The sequence below is a fragment of the Amycolatopsis sp. Poz14 genome, from assembly GCF_006704225.1.
GTDB classification, from domain to species: Bacteria; Actinomycetota; Actinomycetes; order Mycobacteriales; family Pseudonocardiaceae; genus Amycolatopsis; species Amycolatopsis nivea.
In genome coordinates, this window is the sequence record NZ_JACLHD010000001.1 from 1,417,169 (window position 1) to 1,434,382 (window position 17,214).

Sequence of the window (17,214 nt, forward strand, 5' to 3'; positions counted from 1 at the left end):
GGTCACAGGTCGCATACCGATGGTGTGCGGCCCAGGCGCACGCATGCCCAGAACTTTCCCCCGCTAAACATGTTTGTGGTCCTCCTCACCGGGGTATCCCTGTCGTCCCTGGTGAGGGCGGTGGACGTGGCATGGATCGCTGGCGGCGCGAAAATTCTCTGTTACGTTTCCAAAGTATGTCCGGAAAGCACTTGATCGAATCCCCGACCAAGGCCGATGGTGCCGCTCTCTGGCGAATCGCACGCGATTCGCAGAAGCTTGATCTCAACTCGCCGTATGCGTACCTGTTGTGGTGCAAGGATTTCGCGGAGACCTCGGTCGTCGCCCGCGTCGACGGTGAGCCAGTCGGATTCGTGATCGCTTACCGAAGGCCGTCCGCACCGGACGCCGCGCTCGTGTGGCAGGTCGCCGTCGACGCGTCGCAACGCGGAAAAGGCCTGGCCGGGCAGTTGCTGGACAGCCTGTACACGCGTCTGGTCGGCGAGGGCGTGCGGTACCTGGAAACCACGATCACCCCGGACAACGCGGCGTCGATCCGTCTCTTCGAGTCGTTCGCGAAGCGTTGGAACGCGGATCTGGAACACCGCCGGTTGTTCGAAGTCGCTGATTTTCCGCAGGGGGAGGCGCACGAACCCGAGGATCTTTACCGCATCGGGCCGTTGCGCCGCTAATAACCCGTCAATTTCGCCGAGTAGGAGCGAAAGAAATCGTTATGAGCATCTTCGAAGAGCTCGAATCAGAAGTCCGCAGTTACAGCCGGGGGTGGCCGGTCGTCTTCGACCGGGCGCAGGGCAGCAGGCTCTACAGCGAGGACGGCAAGGCCTACCTCGACTTCTTCGCCGGCGCCGGCGCGCTGAACTACGGGCACAACAACCCGCACCTGAAAAAGGCGCTGATCGACTACATCCAGCGCGACGGCGTCACGCACGCGCTCGACATGTACACCGTCGCGAAGCGGGACTTCCTGGAGACCTTCCGGGAGAAGATCCTCGCGCCGCGCGAGCTGGACTACAAGATCGTCTTCCCCGGCCCCGGCGGCGCGAACGCCGTGGAGGCCGCGCTGAAGCTCGCGCGCAAGGTGACCGGCAAGGAATCGGTCATCAACTTCACCAACGCGTTCCACGGCATGACGCTCGGCGCGCTGTCGGTCACCGGCAACTCGATGAAGCGCGGCGCCGCGGGCATCCCGCTGGTGCACGCCACGCCGATGCCGTACGACAAGTACTTCGACGGCGCGATGCCGGACTTCATGTACTTCGAGAAGCTGCTCGAAGACTCCGGCAGCGGCCTGAACGAGCCTGCCGCGGTGATCGTGGAGGGCGTGCAGGGCGAGGGCGGCATCAACGCCGCGCGCCTGGAATGGCTCAAGGGCCTCGACGACCTGTGCAAGCGGCACAACATCCTGCTGATCCTCGACGACGTGCAGATGGGCTGCGGCCGCACCGGCCCGTTCTTCAGCTTCGAGGACGCCGGCATCTCGCCGGACATCGTGTGCCTGTCGAAGTCGATCGGCGGCTACGGCCTCCCGATGGCGCTCACGCTGATCAAGCCGGAGCTGGACGTCTGGGAGCCGGGCGAGCACAACGGCACCTTCCGCGGCATCAGCCCGGCGTTCGTCACCGCGACCGAGGCGCTGCGCGTCTACTGGAGCGACGACGAGCTGGAGAAGTCGACCAAGGCCAAGGGCGAGCGCATCGCGAGCACCTTCAAGGACCTGGTGGAGAGCTACCCGGAGGCGAACCTCGTCGCGAAGGGCCGCGGTCTGGCGCGCGGTCTCGAATTCGCGAACGGCGAGCTCGCGGGCGCGGTCTGCAAGGCGGCGTTCGAACGCGGACTGCTGATGGAGACTTCCGGCCCGGACGGCGAAGTGATGAAACTGCTGCCGCCGCTTACCCTCACCGACGAGGAGCTGAGCGAAGGCCTCGCGATCATCACCGAGTCCGTCGCCGCCGTCCTCAAGTAACCACCCCGAAGAACAAGAAGGAGCCTTTCACTTGCTGGTCCGCACGCTCGACGAGATCACCGACACCGACGCTGACATCAAGACCCCGAACTGGCGAAGCAAGCGCATCATCCTCGCGAAGGAGGGCGTCGGCTTCTCGGTGCACGAGACGACGCTGTACGCGGGCACGGTGAACGACTTCTGGTACGCCAACCACATCGAGGCCGTGTTCATCACCTCCGGCGAGGGCGAGATCGAAGACCTCGCCACCGGTGAGGTGCACCAGCTCAAGCCGGGCACGCTGTACCTGCTGAACGACCACGACAAGCACCAGGTCCGCCCGAAGACCGAGATCAAGTGCGTGTGCGTGTTCAACCCGCCGGTCACCGGCCGCGAGGTGCACGACGAGAACGGGGTCTACCCGCTCGTCACCGAAGACTCCTGAGACTGAGCCACTCCCACCACCCCGAGAAAGAAGAAACGCCAGAAGAACTGGAGGCGAGCCACTGTGACGATCATGGACACCCGGGTCGAAGACGGTTACCCGACCCGGATCACCGGTACGCCGGAGCATCTTCCGCGCGTGCACCCCACGGTGTGGGGTACCGAGGCTGACGGCCCGATCGACGCCGCGACCCTGGCTAATCACGACGCCAAGGGCTACACGGTCGTGGACGGACTGCTCTCGCCCGGTGAGGTCCAGACGTACTGGCAGGAGGTCGTCCGGCTGTCGTCGGACGAGAAGCTGCGCGACGACGAGCGCGTGATCACCGAGGCGCGGACCGGCGAGGTCCGGTCGATCTTCGACGTGCACGAGATCTCCGGCCTGATCGCCGAGCTGGTGCGCGATCCCCGGGTGCTCGACCGGGCGCGGCAGATCCTCGGCTCCGAGGTCTACATCCACCAGAGCCGGATCAACTACATGCCGGGCTTCAAGGGCACCGGCTTCTACTGGCATTCCGATTTCGAGACCTGGCACGCGGAGGACGGCATGCCGTCGCCGCGTGCGGTGAGCTGCTCGATCGCGCTCACCGACAACTACCCGTACAACGGCGGGCTCATGGTCATGCCGGGTTCGCAGCGCACGTTCGTGCAGTGCGTGGGCGAGACCCCGGACGCCAACTACAAGAGCTCGCTCAAGGACCAGCGGGTGGGCGTGCCGTCGCCGGACGACATCACCAAGCTGGCGGCCGACTGCGGCATCGACCAGTTCACCGGTTCGGCCGGTTCGGCGCTGTGGTTCGACTCGAACATCATGCACGGATCGTCGAACAACATCACGCCGTATCCGCGCTCGAACATCTTCCTGGTGTTCAACAGCGTGGACAACGCGTTGCAGGAGCCGTTCGCCGCGAGCGCGCCGCGGCCGTCGTTCATCGCCGGCCGCAACTCGACGCCGATCACGCGGTGACCAGCGTTACCTTCGCCAACCGGCGGGTCGCTCGTAACGAAGAATGTGCGCCCTGTTACGTTGTCGCCACCTCGCAGTTCGTCTGCGGAGGCAGGGTTGTCCGCAGCGGTCCGGGTTCTTGCTCGGGGTGAGCCCCCCGAACCGCCGGCGGACGGCCGAGATGCACGGGTGGACCGCGCCCCCTGGCGGCCCGGCCGACGATCATTGAGTCCGGCCCCGCACCATCAGATCGGGACTGATGGTGCGGGGCCGGACTCGTCTGTTCAGGGTCGAAATTCACGAAAGAGCGGTGTCTGCGGGCCGCCGCTGACGGTAAGTTGACCTGTCTGGCTGGGGGTGAGCCTGGGAGGTGCGCGCGAGCATGGCCGATGCCGGCGCGCGGGTCGAACTGCTCGGCCCGGTGCGGCTGCTCGACGGCAGCCGTGCGGTTCCCGTCGGCGGCCCCGGGGTGCGGGGGCTGCTGGCGCTGCTCGCGCTGCGCGTGGGCAAGGTGGTGCCGCTCGAGGAGATCATCGACGCGCTGTGGGGCCACGATCCGCCTGCCACCGCCCGCACCATCGTGCACGGCAACGTGTCGCAGCTGCGCCGGCTGCTGCGCGAGATGGCCGATCCGGTCGCCGAGATCAGCACCCGCCCGCCGGGCTACCAGCTTTCCCTCGCGCCGGACCGGATCGACGCGCACCGGGCGCGGGCGCTGCTGGACCAGGCCGCGCTGGAATCGCCGGAGAGCGCCTCGAAGCTGCTCGCCGAGGCGCTCGCGCTGTGGCAGGGGCCGACGCTGTCCGGTGTGCCTGATTCGGTACGGGCGCCCGAATTGGACGAGTTGCGGCGCGCGATCCGCTACGCCCGGGTCAACGCGGATCTCGACCTTGGCCGCTACGACGAGCTGATCGTGGAGCTGAGCCCGATCGTCCGCGCCGACCCGCTCGCCGAGCGCATCGCCGGGCAGCTGATGCGCGCGCTTTACCACGCCGGGCGGCGCGGGGAAGCGCTCGAGCTGTACCACACCGTCTCGCGGGCGACGCTCGGTTCGCTCGGCGTCGAACCCGGCGCGGATCTGCGCTCGCTGCACGAGCGGGTGCTCAACGACGATCTCGCCGCGCACGAGAGCGCGGTTCCGGAGCAGGCCGTCGCGCCGTCTCAGCTGCCGCCCGCGCTGCCGACGCTGGCCGGGCGCGAGGCGGAGCTGGAATGGCTCGACGGGCTCGCCGAACGCGGCGACAGCACGGTGATCGTGTCCGGCACCGCCGGGGTTGGCAAAAGCGCGCTGGTCATCTGGTGGGCGCACCGCGCGGCCCGGCTGTTCCCGGACGGGGTGCTGTACGCGGCGCTGCAAGGGTTCGATCCGCACCAGCCGCCGCTGGAACCGGGCGATCTGCTGTCGCAGTTCCTGCTCGGGCTGGGCGTGCCCGCGGACGAGGTGCCGGAGCAGGTGCACGAACGCGTGGCGTTGTACCGCTCGCTCATCGCCGGACGACGGATGCTCGTGCTGCTCGACGACGCGCGTTCCGCCGAACAGGTGCGTCCGTTGCTCCCTCCGGGCGCACGGTCGATGACGGTGGTGACCAGCCGGTCGCGGCTGGAGGCGTTGGCGGTGTCCCACGCGGCGAAGCTGCGGGTGCTCGGCACGCTCGCGCCGGAAGCCGCGGTGAGCGTGATCGAGGAATTGGCTGGGCCGGCGGACTTCGACCTCAACCACGCGCTGGCCCGGCTGTGCGGCTACCTGCCGCTCGCGCTGCGGATCGCCGGGGCCAAGCTCGCCGCGAGTCCACAGTGGACACTCAAGGATCTGGTCGGGGAGCTGGGAAACGAACGCACCCGGCTGGCCGGACTCGACGTCACCGGAGCCGAAGACGGCGTCCGGGCCGCCTTCGACGTCTCGTTCCGCGGCCTTCCGGACGGGCTGGCCCGGACGCTGCTCCGCCTGGGCGCGGTGCCCGCGCGGCACACCGGTCCGCACCTGACGGCGGCGATCGCGGAGATCCCGGTCGAGCAGGCCCGCCGCGAACTCCGCACGCTGGCCGCGCACAACCTGGTCGCCGAGACCTCGCGCGACGCCTTCGCCCCGCACGACCTGGTCCGGCTGTACCTGCGCGAGCTGGCGGAAACCGAACTGGACCCGGCGGAACGCGCGGCGGTGCTCGACCGGGCGATCCGCTACCACCAGGCCGCCTCGGACACCGCGCGGCGGAAGATGCTGCGCATAGTCGACCCGCTCGACCTCACCGGCCTCGTGCCGCCGGACGCGCTGCCGCCGCTGGAAACCTTCGCCCAGGCCCAAGACTGGTTCGCCGCGGAATGGCCGAACCTGCTCGCCGTGCTCGACGCCGCACACGCCGACGGCCGCTACGCCGACGTCTGGCGGCTCGCCCGCGTCGCGCACACCTACCGGGTCGTCTGCCCGCTGTACGAGGAATGGATCCGGCTGGTCGACCTCGGCCTCGCCGCCGCCGAAGCCGCGAACGAACCGCTCGGGCAGTGCTGGATGCTGATCTCCCGCTGCGCCATCGCGCTCACCTTCGAGCTGTCGCAGGGCAGCATCGCCGACGCCGAACGCGCGGTCGGGCTGGCCACCCGGCTCGACGGCCGTTCGCTCATCGTCGCCAAGATCCACCTCGGCAGCGTGCTGACCCTGCTCGGCCGCTATTCGGAGGCGATCGAACGGCTGCTGGAGGCGGTCGCGGAGACCGAACGCACCGGTGATCTCGAACTTCGCGGGCAGGCCCTCAACAACTGCGCGGAGACGGAGAAACGCGCGGGACGTCCGGCCGAGGCGATCACGCATCAGCTGGCCTCGCTGGAGATAGACCGCGAACTCGGGGACGACAGCTATGCCGTGGTGTCGCTGAACAACCTCGCGGAACTGCATCTGGGCATCGGCGAGCTGGAAGCCGCCGAACGCTACGCGCGGGAAGCCGTGTCGCTGGCGGTCGCGCGGCAGTTCGAGCTGCAGGAGGGCATCCTGCGGGTGACCCTGGCGCGGATCCTGCGCGGCCAGCAACGGCTGGAGCCGACACGCGAGCAGTACCGGCTGGCGGTGGCGCTGTACGAGCGGATGAACCCGCGGCAGGTCGAGGACTTGCGGAAGGAAGCGGCTGATCTGGGGGATCAGTAGCGGCCTGATTCCCGGAACACGGGGTTCCTGGTCCTTCACGGACCTTCCGCGACCTATGCCAGGAGGCTTAGGCCGGGCGTTACGCCATCCGGTTGAGGCGAGTCTGCCCAGGCCGGAGCGGGCGGCGGGGGTGTGTCGTGCGTGGGGGCCGCCCTGAGGGACTCCGATTCCAATGCCAGGGACTTAAGGCGGCCCTGCGGGTGGGTGGGGAGCGCGTCCGTCCGGGTCGAGAAGGCCGGGCTGACTGCCGGCAGTCGGGCGGAAGCGCGGTGTGCGGTCTGTGAGGGACCCCTTGAGGGAATCAAATTCCCTCAAGGGGTCCCTCACCGACCCACGGATACGGTCATACGGGTATCAATCAGCCATTTCGTCGGGATTGGCGTCCTGTGTGGACAGTCCGCAGGCCGAGGCCGCCCGGCTTAAGTCCCTGGCATTGGACCTGAAGGCACCGGCCGCGGCAACCCCGGAATGCCGCCGAGCGGGCAAGAAAGCCGTCGGCGCACAGTGAGCGGGCAGTCGTCCGCGCCCGGCTCTTGTACAATGTTCAGCTGTGTTTTCCCAGGTCACCGTGGTAATAATCGCGTCCGCTTAGCGGATTCTTAGCCATCAGGCGGTCAGCGCGCGTAGGGTCGGCCGCGACGCTGGCGGAGCCCTAGGGGAGGGGCAGGCTGTGAAGCCGGCGACGGGACCGCGGCAGTACCGCGCGGACCTGGAAGAGCCGCCAGGAGCGGTTCGGTGGCGGTTGGCCGGCCGAGATGGGGGTAGGCCGGCCGGCCGCCAGGCCCTATTCGACGTTCGAGGTGCAGAGCGCGATCGAACTGCCGCTGCTTTCGGCGACCTTCTTGCCGTCGACGATGATCTGGCAGCTGATCTGGTTCGTCACGCCCGCGTTGGCGGTGTCCGCGGTCAGCGAAAGCACCGGCCTGCCGCCGTCGTAGGAGGCGTGCCCGTGCCAGTCGTCGGTGCTCGGCGGGGTGGTCGCGGTGCGCTGGTCGTTCAGCGTGCCGTAACGGACCGTCGCGCCGTTCGCCGAGCTCACCACGAAGTCGACCGAATGCTTCTCGCCCGGCTGCGGCGGGATGTGCAGATCGCCCGCGCGGGCGGTGCCGAACATCGACGGGTACAGCAGCATCGCGCCGCACAGCAGGGCGGCCAGGGCGGAAAGCGTGGTTCCGGTGAGTGCGACACCCAATCCGCGCATTTTTCCCTTGGAGGAAAGGACGATTCCCGCAATTCCGCCGGCGAGGCCGATGCCGGCGAGCGGCCAGGCGAGGAAGCCCCAATCCGGGAGGAAGGCGACGCCCGCCGCGGCCAGTCCGAGGGTGACCGCGAGCCCGCCGGGCCAGTTGGCCTGTCTCCGGGACGGCTCCTGCTGGGGCGGACGGTGCGGACCAGGACGAGCAGTGGTCCTGCTGTGTCGCGCGGGTGCGGCCGGATACGGCTGCTCGGTCGTCATGCGTGCCTCTTCCGCTGGGATGGCGAAGACGCTAACGCAGATGCCCGCGTGGTTGGAATAATCGTTATCGACTGACAATGTCATCCATTTACCGCGTCCGGGCGGACGGGGTCATTTCCCGCCGGATTGCGCGAAGCGGCGCCATTCGCTGCCCGAAAAAGGCAGCGTGATTCCGCAGAGCGACCGCGCGCTTACCCGGCGGTCCTGACCTGGCGACGCGGCACCGCGCGCGCCATTCACTGATCGAAAAGATTGACTTCCGGAGTGATCTCGAGAAGTTCGTGCACCGGCCTGCCGCGCCGTCCGTCGATGGTCGTCGTGCGCACTACGCGCAACCGCGCGGTCACCGGCCGATCGAGGTTTTCTTTGATCTGGTCGAGCAGATCCGGGGCGACCGCGCCCTGAATGGTTCCGCCCGATTCCCGCTCCAGGTAGAAAATCCGCCGCCGGGTGCGCACGCCGTCGAGGCGTCCGGTCACCGTCTCGTAGCCGACCGCCTCGCGGGACTCGCGCAGGCTGCCCTGCAGCACCCGCGCCTGTTCGGTGGTCATGCTCCGGGTCACCTGCTCGCCCGCGGTGGGCGTGAGCGCCATCCCGATGCCCGCGTGCTTGCTGACCGCGTTGACGACGTCGCTGACCGCGTTGCGCACCGTGTCGCGCTGCAGCAGCACCGCGTCGAGCGCGCCGTCGTCGGAACCGTTGGCGGGCAGGAAATCGCAGAGTTCCTTCACCGCGCGCTCGGACAGCGTTTCGATGCCATCGTGGATCAGCGCGTCGTCGACCGCCGGTTCGGGGAAACCGAAGAAGATCGCGTTGCCCGCCTGTCCTTTTTGGATCAGCGGGGCCTTGTCCCGGTCCGCCTGCTGGACGAAGGTGACCTCGTTCGACGGATTGCGGATGATGTGCCCGATCTTCGCCGTCGCGTCCTGCAGCGCGCGGCTGATGTCGGAAAAGGTGTACGCGTCGATGTGCGTTTCGCCGATCACCGACACGTGCAGCAGCGGCGCGCGGCAGGTCCGCTCGAACTTCGCGTTCGCCGCCATCGCCGAGGCGCGCGCGAGGTCGTCCAGCCACGTGCCGCCGGGGATCTCGTCGGCGATCCGCCGGAACTCGTTCCTCACCACACCATCTCCGGAATGCCTCTGCCGCCGTCGGCCCACACCGCTTCCCACACGTCCTCGTCGCCGGGACGGCACAGGAAACCGTCGAGCATGCCGCCCACCGGCTGGATCTGGTCGAGGTACATCGCGGGCTGGCCGACGATGATGCCGCGCAGGGTCAGCAGGCCGTACAGGGCGGTGCGGCCGCTGTCGTCAAGCCGCTTCAACGCGCCCCACTCGTCCGGCAGCAGCACCACGTCGAGCCCGCGCGGCGGATGCGCCGTGCGGGTGACGAACGCGCCGCCGAGCCAGGCCCGCCCGGACGTGATCACCCGCTGGGCGACCCCGAGGTAGCTGTTGAGCGCGCTGAAGAGGATCTCGCGCTCGTTCTGGTGCGGCGCGTCGTAGACCAGGCGCTCGTAGACGTCGGCGAGGTCGGCGTGATGGCGGCCGGGGGGCAGCAGGTTCTGTGGCGTCCAGTGCGGAAGCGCCATCGGACCTCCTGACGTCGTCCGGGGCCCTCGGCGCCCGCTTACCGTGCGTAGCCGAATCTACCAGGTGGGTGTCAGCCACTGCGTCCAGGTCGGCGGGGCGCGGGTTCGTCGGCCGGCCAGTGCGGACTCCGCTGGTCGTCCTCGGGCCAGCTCAGTTCGCCGGACAGCCGCGGCTCGGGATCGGGCAGCGGATGCCCGGCCGGGTCGTGCGCCGGGGGCTGCCCGTGGTACGGATCGTCCGGGTCGACTTCCGGATAGTCGTTGTAGACGCGCTCCGGCTGGTCCTCGTAATGCGGGTACGCCGGTTCCTCGTAGTCCTCGTACGGGTTCGCCGGCGGGATGTGCCGGGTCTCCTCGGCCGCTTCCTCCGCCGGAGCCGCCGCGGGCCGGTACGGCTCAGCCTCGGGTTCGGCCTTCGGCCGGGCGGCCCGCGTGAACAGCCACATGACCGCCGCCCCGAGCAGGAACGAGACGAGCAGCCACAGCCAGATCTGCCCGAAGAGCCAGAGCATCCGCCATCACCTCTGTTCCACTGTGATCTCGACCCGCCGGTCGCTGTCGCCCCCGTTGCCCGAACTGTCCGAGTCGTCCGAGCCGCTCGCGCTGGCCACCGCGAGCAAGCGGTCGGGCGGCACGTCCTCGCGGATCAGCAACCGGATCACGGTCAGCGCCCGGTTGCGGGAGAGCTTCAGCGCCGCGCTGCGCCCGCCCGGACCGTCGGCGACCCGGCCGACGAGGCGGTAGCGGAAGTTGTCCGGTGCGTCGCGCAACAGCGGCGCGAGATCGCGCGCGGCCTGCTCGCCCTCGTCGGTGAGCTTCGCGGTGTCCGGTTCGAAGGTGATCGGCGCGGCCGCGAGCTTGCGGTCCACTTCGGCCTGGATCCCGTCGCGGTCGGTCGGCGGCGCGGACGGCGGGGCGGAAGAACTCGGCGGCGGGCTGGACGGCGGCGTCGTCGACGGTTCGGGCGACGGCGCGGACTGCACCGGCCCGGCACCGCCGGAGGCTTGCGCGGATTCGACCCCGTCGACCCCCTGCACGATGCCCAGCGCGCGGCCGGCTTCTTCAGCCGGGAATCCTTCGAGGGTCGCCTGCCGTCCGGAGAACTTCACCTCGCCGCCGCGCAGGCCCGCCGCGTCGAGCGCGGAGCGTGATCGCGCGGCGAGGTCGTCCTGGATTCCGCTGCCCTGCAGCCAAGTCACGAGGCCCGCGAGCAGGGCCGTGACCACCACTGCCACGGGGATCAAGCGAAGCCACCCTCGTGCACCGGACATAACAGGACCCTATGCCGGGCCGGTCGGCTTGGCGACCTGGTAAAGGCCGCCGTTCGGGTGGCTCTCGCGACAGTGCCCGCACCGGTGGTGACCGGCGCGGGCACTGTCGGGGGACGGCGTTCAGGAGGCGGTCGCGTTGCCCCGCACGTCGCCCCGCATGTCGAGGTCGATGCTCGCCGGGTTGTCCGGCACGAGCGGGACGAGCGGAGCCAGTTCCGGGCGCTTCGGCGACAGCCCGTCGCCCATGGACTCGCCGCGCAGCTGACGGCGGATCCACGGCAGCAGGTGCACCTTGGTCCACGCGAGATCGGAGCGCCGCGAGGTGATCCAGGTGGCCGGTTCGGTGCTCGCCGGGTACGGCTCGCGCCAGTCCTCGGTGACCGGGACGCCGAGCACCTCGGCGGTGAGCAGCGCGATCCGGCGGTGCGCGTCCGGCGTGAAGTGCAGCCGGTCGTCGCTCCAGGCGCGCCGGTCGTGCAGCGGCTCCATCGTCCAGAGGTCGACCATCTTCGCGCCGTGCCGGGCCGCGATCGCCCACAGGTGCGTGTTGTAGATCGCGACCTTGCCGCGCAGCACGCTCATCACCGACAGCGTCTTGGTGTCCGGCCCGTTGAAGATCACCACCGGGATCCCGGCCGCGCGCAGCTTCGCCACCCCCGCTTCGAAGCGCTCCGCGATGGCGTCGACGTCCGCCCCCGGCACGATGACGTCGTTGCCGCCCGCACACAGCGTGACCAGATCGGGTTTCAGCTCGAGGGCGATCGGGAGCTGCTCGTCCATGATCTCGTCGAGCATCTTGCCGCGCAGCGACAGATTCGCGTACTGGAAGCCGGGCTCGTCGCCGGCCAGCATCTCCGCGAGCCGGTCGGCCCAGCCCCGGAACGTCCCGTCGCCCCGATGGTCGTTGAGGCCCTCGGTGAAGCTGTCCCCGATGGCTACGTAGCTGTTGATCCCGTACACGCTGGGTTCCCCTTTCCCGCTGGTGCGCGCCTGTTCCCCGTGAAGTCCCGGATCTAGTTGTACACCCCAACTAACAGTCGGATATCCCCATATCCTTCCCGCCGGACACGACCGGTTCAGCCGGACGTCACAGTCTCTTACCTTGTCGGGGGTTCGCGCCTCCCTATTACGGCAATTTCACCGGGACGAACCTCACGTTCCGGGCTGTACCGGGCGCCATGTGGGGTAGGTCTCCCGACCTGGGGCTCCGCCGGGAGTTGCGGCAGGCTGGAAGGTGTGACAGACGAGACTGCGAAAGGGCCGGCGCGGGAGTCGCTCACGCAGATCCTCGGCGGGCGGCGCGGCGCGATCGACGCCAGCATCCCGCCCGCCGCGTTCGTCGTCGGCTGGCTCGTTTCCGGCCAGTCGATCGCCTGGGGAGCGGGCGTCGCGATCGGCGTCGCCGTGCTGCTCGGCGCGTACCGGCTGATCCGCGGCGACAAGGCGCGCGCGGTGGTGGTGAGTCTCGCCGCGGTGGTGATCGCCGCGCTGATCGCGATGCACACCGGCCGCGCCGAGGACTTCTTCCTGCTGCAGCTGTTCTCGAACGCGGCGAGCGCGCTGCTGTTCGCGGCGAGCATCGCGGTCCGCTGGCCGCTGCTCGGCGTGATCGTGGGACTGCTTCTCGGACAGAAGACGCGCTGGCGGCGCGACCCGGCTCTGCTGCGCGCGTACTCGTGGGCGAGCGCCGTGTGGGTGCTGCAGTACTTGCTGCGAGTGGTCGTTTACGGGCTGTTGTGGTGGACCGGGCAGGTGGTGGCGCTCGGAGTGGCGCGCACCGTGCTCTCCTGGCCGCTGGTGGCCGCGACCGTCGCGGTGAGCGGCTGGGTCCTTTACCGGAGCCTTCCAGCAGAACACCCGGGCCTTCGCCTGGCGAAAGACCCGGGTGCGGGCGAGTCCGAAACCGGACCCGGAAGTTAAGGCGGCCCCCGGCGAGGGGGGAGGGTCCGGGGGCCGGTTCCTACGGTACCCGGACCGGAGGGGTTGAGTCGACGGTTTCGACTCTTCCGCTCAAGTTTTGGTGGCATTCACCCGTCGGGATGGTCGCGGGGTGTCCTCGCCCCACGCGTGCACCGCCGCGAGCCAGGCCGCGCCGAGCACCCCATCGGAGCTGGTCAGAACGTTAAGACCGGCGAATTCGGCCCGCACGCGAGCCCCGACCGGGCCGTTTTCGGCCAGCACGCTGCCCACGAGCACGATCGGAGTTTTTTCTCCCGGCTCGCGCGTGGCGCGAGCGACGCGCACGAGATGCCGGGCGCCCCGCGCGACGATCTCCTCCGCGGCGGGCTCCCCGGCGGCAGCGGCGGCACTCACCAGCGGCGCGTACCGGGCCAGCCGGACCGGGGGTTCCGCGTTGGCATGGGTCACCAGTGCCCACATGACCTTGAAGCGATCGGACAGGTCCACTGCGGACGGTCCGAACGCTTCGGCGAGGACCGCCTCGGGCAATCCGCCGAGCGGGCCGTCGCCCTCGAGCGCGGCGAGCGTGGCGCGCACGGCTTCGCGGCCGAGCCAGAAGCCCGAGCCCTCGTCGCCGAGCAGCCAGCCGTGCCCGCCCGCGGTGGCGACCATCCGGCGGCCGCGGATGCGCCCGGCGATCGAGCCGGTGCCCGCGACGAGCACGGTGCCGTCCGGCTCGGCCGTCGCGGACGCGTAGGCCACCTCGGCGTCGCCGGTCACCCGGACCCGGCCGGCGAGACCGATCCGCTCCCACGCCGCGCTGAACTCCGCCGCGACGGCCGGGTCGGACAGCTTGCTCTCGCCCGCCATGCCGACCACGACGCCGAGCACGTCGGTCCGTCCGTCCACTGCGGACTCGATGGCCCCGGCGATCCGGGCCGCCGCCTCCGCGGGCGGATGCGAGTTCGGGTTCGCGCCCGCCGCGGCTCCGGTGCCGTGCACGACGCCGGCGGCGTCGATCGCGATCGCTCGCGTCGACGTGCCGCCGGCGTCCACGCCTACTACGAGGCTCACCGGGTCTTGGTCACCTTCAGCAGACCGCGCGGGTTGTCCGGGTTGCCGCCGCGCGCGAGCGAAAGCCCGAGCGCGATCCGCTGGATCGGCAGGATTTCCAGCACTGGAGCCAATTCCTCGACCGTCGGGGCGACCGGGATGCGCACCGCGGCGGGCACGTCGTTCGCCGCCGAGCCGACCGCGAGCACGTCCGCGCCGCGCTCGCCGACCGCTTCGAGGACCTCGCGCATGGCCTCGCCGCCGCGGCCGAGGCTGGTGGCGGCGAGCACGGCGGTCTCGCCGTCGACCGCCGCGACCGGACCGTGCAGCAGGTCCGCGCCGCTGTACGCGCGGGCCGCGAGATAACTCGTCTCGGCGAGCTTCAGCGACGCTTCGAGGGCGCTGGCGTAGGAGTAACCGCGGCCAGTGGTGAGCACTCGGTCGACAAAGCGATAACGGTCCACCGCGCGCTGCACGCCTTCGGCGGCGCCGTCGAGCGTCTGCTGGGCCAGTTCGCCGATCTTCTCCGCGTCCTCGCCCTTGCCGCCGCGGATCGCGTCGATGAAGAGGTACAGCGCCATCAGCGTCGCCGAGTACGTCTTGGTCGCCGCGACCGCCTTCTCGACCCCGGCGCCGATGTCCACGCCCAGTTCCGAAGCCGCGCGCAGCGGCGAGTCCGGGGTGTTGGTGACCGACACGGTCAGCGCGCCCTGACGGCGGGCGGCCTCGGTGACCTCGATCAGGTCGGGCGACCCGCCGCTCTGGCTGACGGTGATGAAGAGCACGTCGCGCAGGTCCGGACGGGCGCCGTACAGCGTCGCGGTGGACGGCGACACGAGGCCGGCCGGGAGGCCGAGGAGTACCTCGATCAGGTATTTCGCGTACAGCGCGCCGTGGTCGCTCGAACCGCGAGCGGCGAGCAGGGCGAACCGCGGCGGGTTCTGTGAAATCTTTTCCGCGACTGCTGCGATGCCGGACCGCCGCTCGACCAGCCCGGCCAGAATGCTGGGCTGCTCCGAGATTTCCGCGGCCATGTGCTCGCCGGGACGTAGTTGGGTCATCACTTTCCTCTCCGCCGGGACGGGTGTCCCGGTGTGCTGAGCGGCGTCCGGTCAGGTCTAGACCAATGCTAGCCGGGCGGAGCGGGTCGGGAGAAGGGTACGTTTCCTCACGGGGCAGTGGCGCGTTTAATGTGGGAAGACTGAGGGAGCCGGGCATGCTGGAGACACCCCCCGCGAGCGAGGCGGGGACTGCTGCGCGAGGGCAGCGCGAACCCAAGTACTGGGCGCTGAAGCAGCATCTGCTGGACCTGCTCGACGCACTGCCGCCGGGATCGCCGATCCCGACCGAGCGGGCGCTGGCGGGAGAATTCACCGTTTCGCGCACCACCGTGCGCCAGGCGCTGGCGGATCTCACCGCCGAGGGCAGACTGCACCGCGTCCAGGGCAAGGGCACCTTCGCCGCCGAGCCGAAGCTCGCGCAGCGGCTGCAGCTGTCCTCTTATACCGAGGACATGCGCAAGCAGGGCCTGAAGCCGTCGTCCCAGTTACTGGAACTCGAAGAGCTTCCGGTCGAGGGCGAGATGACGAAGCTGCTGCAGTTGCGCAACGGCGCGAAGATCCTGCGGCTGCGCCGGCTCCGGCTCGCCGACGGCCAGCCGATGGCGCTCGAGACCACGCACCTGCCGCTCGGCCGGTTCCGCGGGCTGCGCAAGCACATCACCGCGGGCGGTTCGCTGTACGCGGTGCTGCGCGAGCATTACGGCGTCGAGCTGGAGCGCGCGGAGGAGACGATCGAGACGTCGCTGGCCGGGCCGCAGGAAGCGGAGATCCTCGGCGCGGACGTCGGCATGCCGGTGATGATGCTGACCCGGCATTCGTTCGCCACCGACGGCAAGCCGGTCGAGTTCGCCCGCGCGGTCTATCGCGGCGACCGGTACAAGTTCGTCACCACGCTGCTGCCCTGATCGAGTGCGCGCCGACGTTCGCTGGGGCACGCCCGCGGCTCGCGGCGTGCTCTGGACGACCATCCTCGGTTCGGGGATGGCGATGCTCGACGGCACGATCGTGAACGTCGCACTGCCCCGGATCGGCGAGGAGCTGGGCGCGTCCGTCGCCGGTCTGCAGTGGATTCTCGACGGCTACCTGCTGGCGCTGGCCGCGCTGATCCTGGTCGCCGGATCGCTCGGCGACCGCTACGGCAGGCGTCGGGTGTACCTGATCGGGGTCGTGTGGTTCGGGCTCGCGTCCGGGCTGTGCGCGGCGGCGACGTCGACCGAGCTGCTCGTGTTGTTCCGCGTGCTGCAGGGAATCGGCGGGGCGTTGCTGACGCCGGGTTCGCTGGCGATCCTGCAGTCGTCGTTCTCGCACGAAGACCGGGCGCGGGCGATCGGCTCGTGGTCCGGGCTCGGCGGAATCGCCGCGGCGGTCGGGCCGCTGCTCGGCGGACTGCTGGTGCAGGCGTGGTCGTGGCGGCTGGCGTTCCTGATCAATCTGCCGCTCGCCGTGATCGTCGTGCTGATGGCGCGGCGGTTCGTGCCGGAATCGCGCGATACCGCGGCGACCGGGCATCCGGACTACGTCGCTGCTGCGGTCGGCGCGCTCGGGCTGGCCGGGGTGACCGGTGCGCTGGTCGAGGCACCGGTGCGCGGGATCGGCGATCCGGTCGTGCTGGTCGCGCTGGTGGTCGGTGTCGCCGGGCTCGGGATGTTCCTGTGGCTCCAGCACCGGGCTGCCGAACCGCTGGTGCCGCCTTCGTTGTTCCGCGACCGGACGTTCACGCTGTCGAACGCGCTGACGTTCGTGGTTTACGCGGCGCTCGGCGGCGTGATGATGCTGCTGGTGCTGCAGCTTCAGGTGTCGCTGGGTTATTCGCCGACGCTGGCCGGGCTGGCCGGATTGCCGATCACGGTGATCATGCTGCTGCTCTCCGGCCGCTCGGGGGCGCTCGCGCAGCGGATCGGACCGCGACTGCAGCTGGTGGTCGGGCCGATCGTCGTCGGCGTCGGGATGTTGCTGCTGACGCGGGTCGGGCCGGGGTCGTCGTACCTCGGGTCGGTGCTGCCCGCGGTGGTGGTGTTCGGGCTGGGACTGGCCACTGTGGTCGCCCCGGTGACCGCGACTGTGCTGGCCGCCGCCCCGGACCGGTACGCCGGGGTCGCGTCCGGAGTCAACAATGCGATCGCCCGATCGGGTGGACTTCTGGCGGTGGCAGTCCTGCCCGCCGCGGCGGGTCTGACCGGTTCGGCTTACCGCGATCCCACCGCGCTGACCGCCGGATGGCAGACGGCGCTGGTGATCTGTGCGGTGCTGGCGATCGTCGGTGGGCTGATCGCGTTAGGAATTCACAACGGGGTGCTCGGCGCTGCCGAACCGGACGATTCGCCGCATCCCGGGGATTGTCTGCATTGCGGGGTGGAAGGGCCGCCCACGCACGTCCATCCGGGCGGGCATCGCTGATTCTTTGTGGGAATG

The 17,214-nt window shown here is 69.8% G+C and carries 16 protein-coding genes; 8 read left to right on the forward strand and 8 right to left on the reverse strand.

The window, feature by feature from the left end; translation table 11 throughout:
• The first annotated feature begins 176 nt into the window (after positions 1–176).
• The 5 genes from ectA to FKO37_RS07055 all read left to right on the forward strand — a co-directional run bounded on the left by ectA (position 177) and on the right by FKO37_RS07055 (position 6,468).
• Entirely contained in the window at positions 177–671 is a 495-nt protein-coding gene (ectA, locus tag FKO37_RS07035) for a diaminobutyrate acetyltransferase (RefSeq protein ID WP_037808003.1), read from the forward strand.
• 41 nt (positions 672–712) lie between these two features.
• Positions 713–1,963 carry a diaminobutyrate--2-oxoglutarate transaminase gene (gene ectB / locus FKO37_RS07040; protein WP_134661918.1) on the forward strand — a complete coding sequence of 417 codons (1,251 nt, stop codon included), beginning with the start codon at positions 713–715 and terminating at the stop codon, positions 1,961–1,963.
• Between the two features lie 31 nt (positions 1,964–1,994).
• The gene (locus tag FKO37_RS07045) at positions 1,995–2,387 is read left to right on the forward strand and encodes an ectoine synthase (protein ID WP_037807993.1); all 393 of its coding nucleotides are present in this window, start codon (positions 1,995–1,997) and stop codon (positions 2,385–2,387) included.
• A gap of 63 nt (positions 2,388–2,450) precedes the next feature.
• Positions 2,451–3,353, forward strand: coding sequence for an ectoine hydroxylase (gene thpD, locus FKO37_RS07050; RefSeq protein ID WP_238604024.1), 903 nt, complete (start codon positions 2,451–2,453; stop codon positions 3,351–3,353).
• Between the two features lie 361 nt (positions 3,354–3,714).
• A complete protein-coding gene (locus FKO37_RS07055; protein ID WP_238604025.1) occupies positions 3,715–6,468 on the forward strand; it encodes a BTAD domain-containing putative transcriptional regulator in 2,754 nt (917 codons plus the stop codon).
• Positions 6,469–7,252: 784 nt separating this feature from the next.
• Here FKO37_RS07055 and FKO37_RS07060 read toward each other — a convergent pair.
• The 6 genes from FKO37_RS07060 to FKO37_RS07085 all read right to left on the reverse strand — a co-directional run bounded on the left by FKO37_RS07060 (position 7,253) and on the right by FKO37_RS07085 (position 11,749).
• Positions 7,253–7,924 carry a hypothetical protein gene (locus FKO37_RS07060; protein ID WP_037807985.1) on the reverse strand — a complete coding sequence of 224 codons (672 nt, stop codon included), beginning with the start codon at positions 7,922–7,924 and terminating at the stop codon, positions 7,253–7,255.
• A 236-nt stretch (positions 7,925–8,160) separates the two neighbouring features.
• The gene (locus FKO37_RS07065; protein WP_037809292.1) at positions 8,161–9,045 is read right to left on the reverse strand and encodes a hypothetical protein; all 885 of its coding nucleotides are present in this window, start codon (positions 9,043–9,045) and stop codon (positions 8,161–8,163) included.
• Positions 9,042–9,518 carry a hypothetical protein gene (locus FKO37_RS07070; RefSeq protein WP_037807980.1) on the reverse strand — a complete coding sequence of 159 codons (477 nt, stop codon included), beginning with the start codon at positions 9,516–9,518 and terminating at the stop codon, positions 9,042–9,044. Before FKO37_RS07070 ends, FKO37_RS07065 begins: the two co-directional genes overlap by 4 nt.
• 71 nt (positions 9,519–9,589) lie before the next feature.
• Positions 9,590–10,030, reverse strand: a complete 441-nt coding sequence (locus tag FKO37_RS07075; RefSeq protein ID WP_238604026.1) for a LapA family protein — start codon at positions 10,028–10,030, stop codon at positions 9,590–9,592.
• A gap of 6 nt (positions 10,031–10,036) precedes the next feature.
• Positions 10,037–10,753, reverse strand: coding sequence for an OmpA family protein (locus FKO37_RS07080; protein ID WP_238608229.1), 717 nt, complete (start codon positions 10,751–10,753; stop codon positions 10,037–10,039).
• Between the two features lie 156 nt (positions 10,754–10,909).
• Positions 10,910–11,749, reverse strand: coding sequence for an SGNH/GDSL hydrolase family protein (locus FKO37_RS07085; protein WP_037807977.1), 840 nt, complete (start codon positions 11,747–11,749; stop codon positions 10,910–10,912).
• 276 nt (positions 11,750–12,025) lie between these two features.
• Between FKO37_RS07085 and FKO37_RS07090 the strand changes: the two genes are divergently transcribed.
• Entirely contained in the window at positions 12,026–12,709 is a 684-nt protein-coding gene (locus FKO37_RS07090) for a DUF3159 domain-containing protein (protein ID WP_043827250.1), read from the forward strand.
• 90 nt (positions 12,710–12,799) lie between these two features.
• Here FKO37_RS07090 and FKO37_RS07095 read toward each other — a convergent pair whose 3' ends face one another.
• Together FKO37_RS07095 and FKO37_RS07100 are read right to left on the reverse strand one after the other, a co-directional pair.
• Positions 12,800–13,762, reverse strand: coding sequence for a BadF/BadG/BcrA/BcrD ATPase family protein (locus FKO37_RS07095; protein ID WP_238604027.1), 963 nt, complete (start codon positions 13,760–13,762; stop codon positions 12,800–12,802).
• Positions 13,759–14,802 carry an SIS domain-containing protein gene (locus FKO37_RS07100; protein ID WP_037807968.1) on the reverse strand — a complete coding sequence of 348 codons (1,044 nt, stop codon included), beginning with the start codon at positions 14,800–14,802 and terminating at the stop codon, positions 13,759–13,761. Before FKO37_RS07100 ends, FKO37_RS07095 begins: the two co-directional genes overlap by 4 nt.
• A 155-nt stretch (positions 14,803–14,957) precedes the next feature.
• On the opposite strand from FKO37_RS07100, the gene FKO37_RS07105 reads away from it, so the two are divergent.
• Both FKO37_RS07105 and FKO37_RS07110 read left to right on the forward strand, forming a co-directional pair.
• Positions 14,958–15,707 (forward strand): GntR family transcriptional regulator, encoded by a 750-nt coding sequence (locus tag FKO37_RS07105; RefSeq protein ID WP_009084055.1) that lies wholly within the window; start codon positions 14,958–14,960, stop codon positions 15,705–15,707.
• A gap of 4 nt (positions 15,708–15,711) precedes the next feature.
• Positions 15,712–17,199, forward strand: coding sequence for an MFS transporter (locus FKO37_RS07110; protein WP_308196516.1), 1,488 nt, complete (start codon positions 15,712–15,714; stop codon positions 17,197–17,199).
• Positions 17,200–17,214 lie beyond the last annotated feature (15 nt).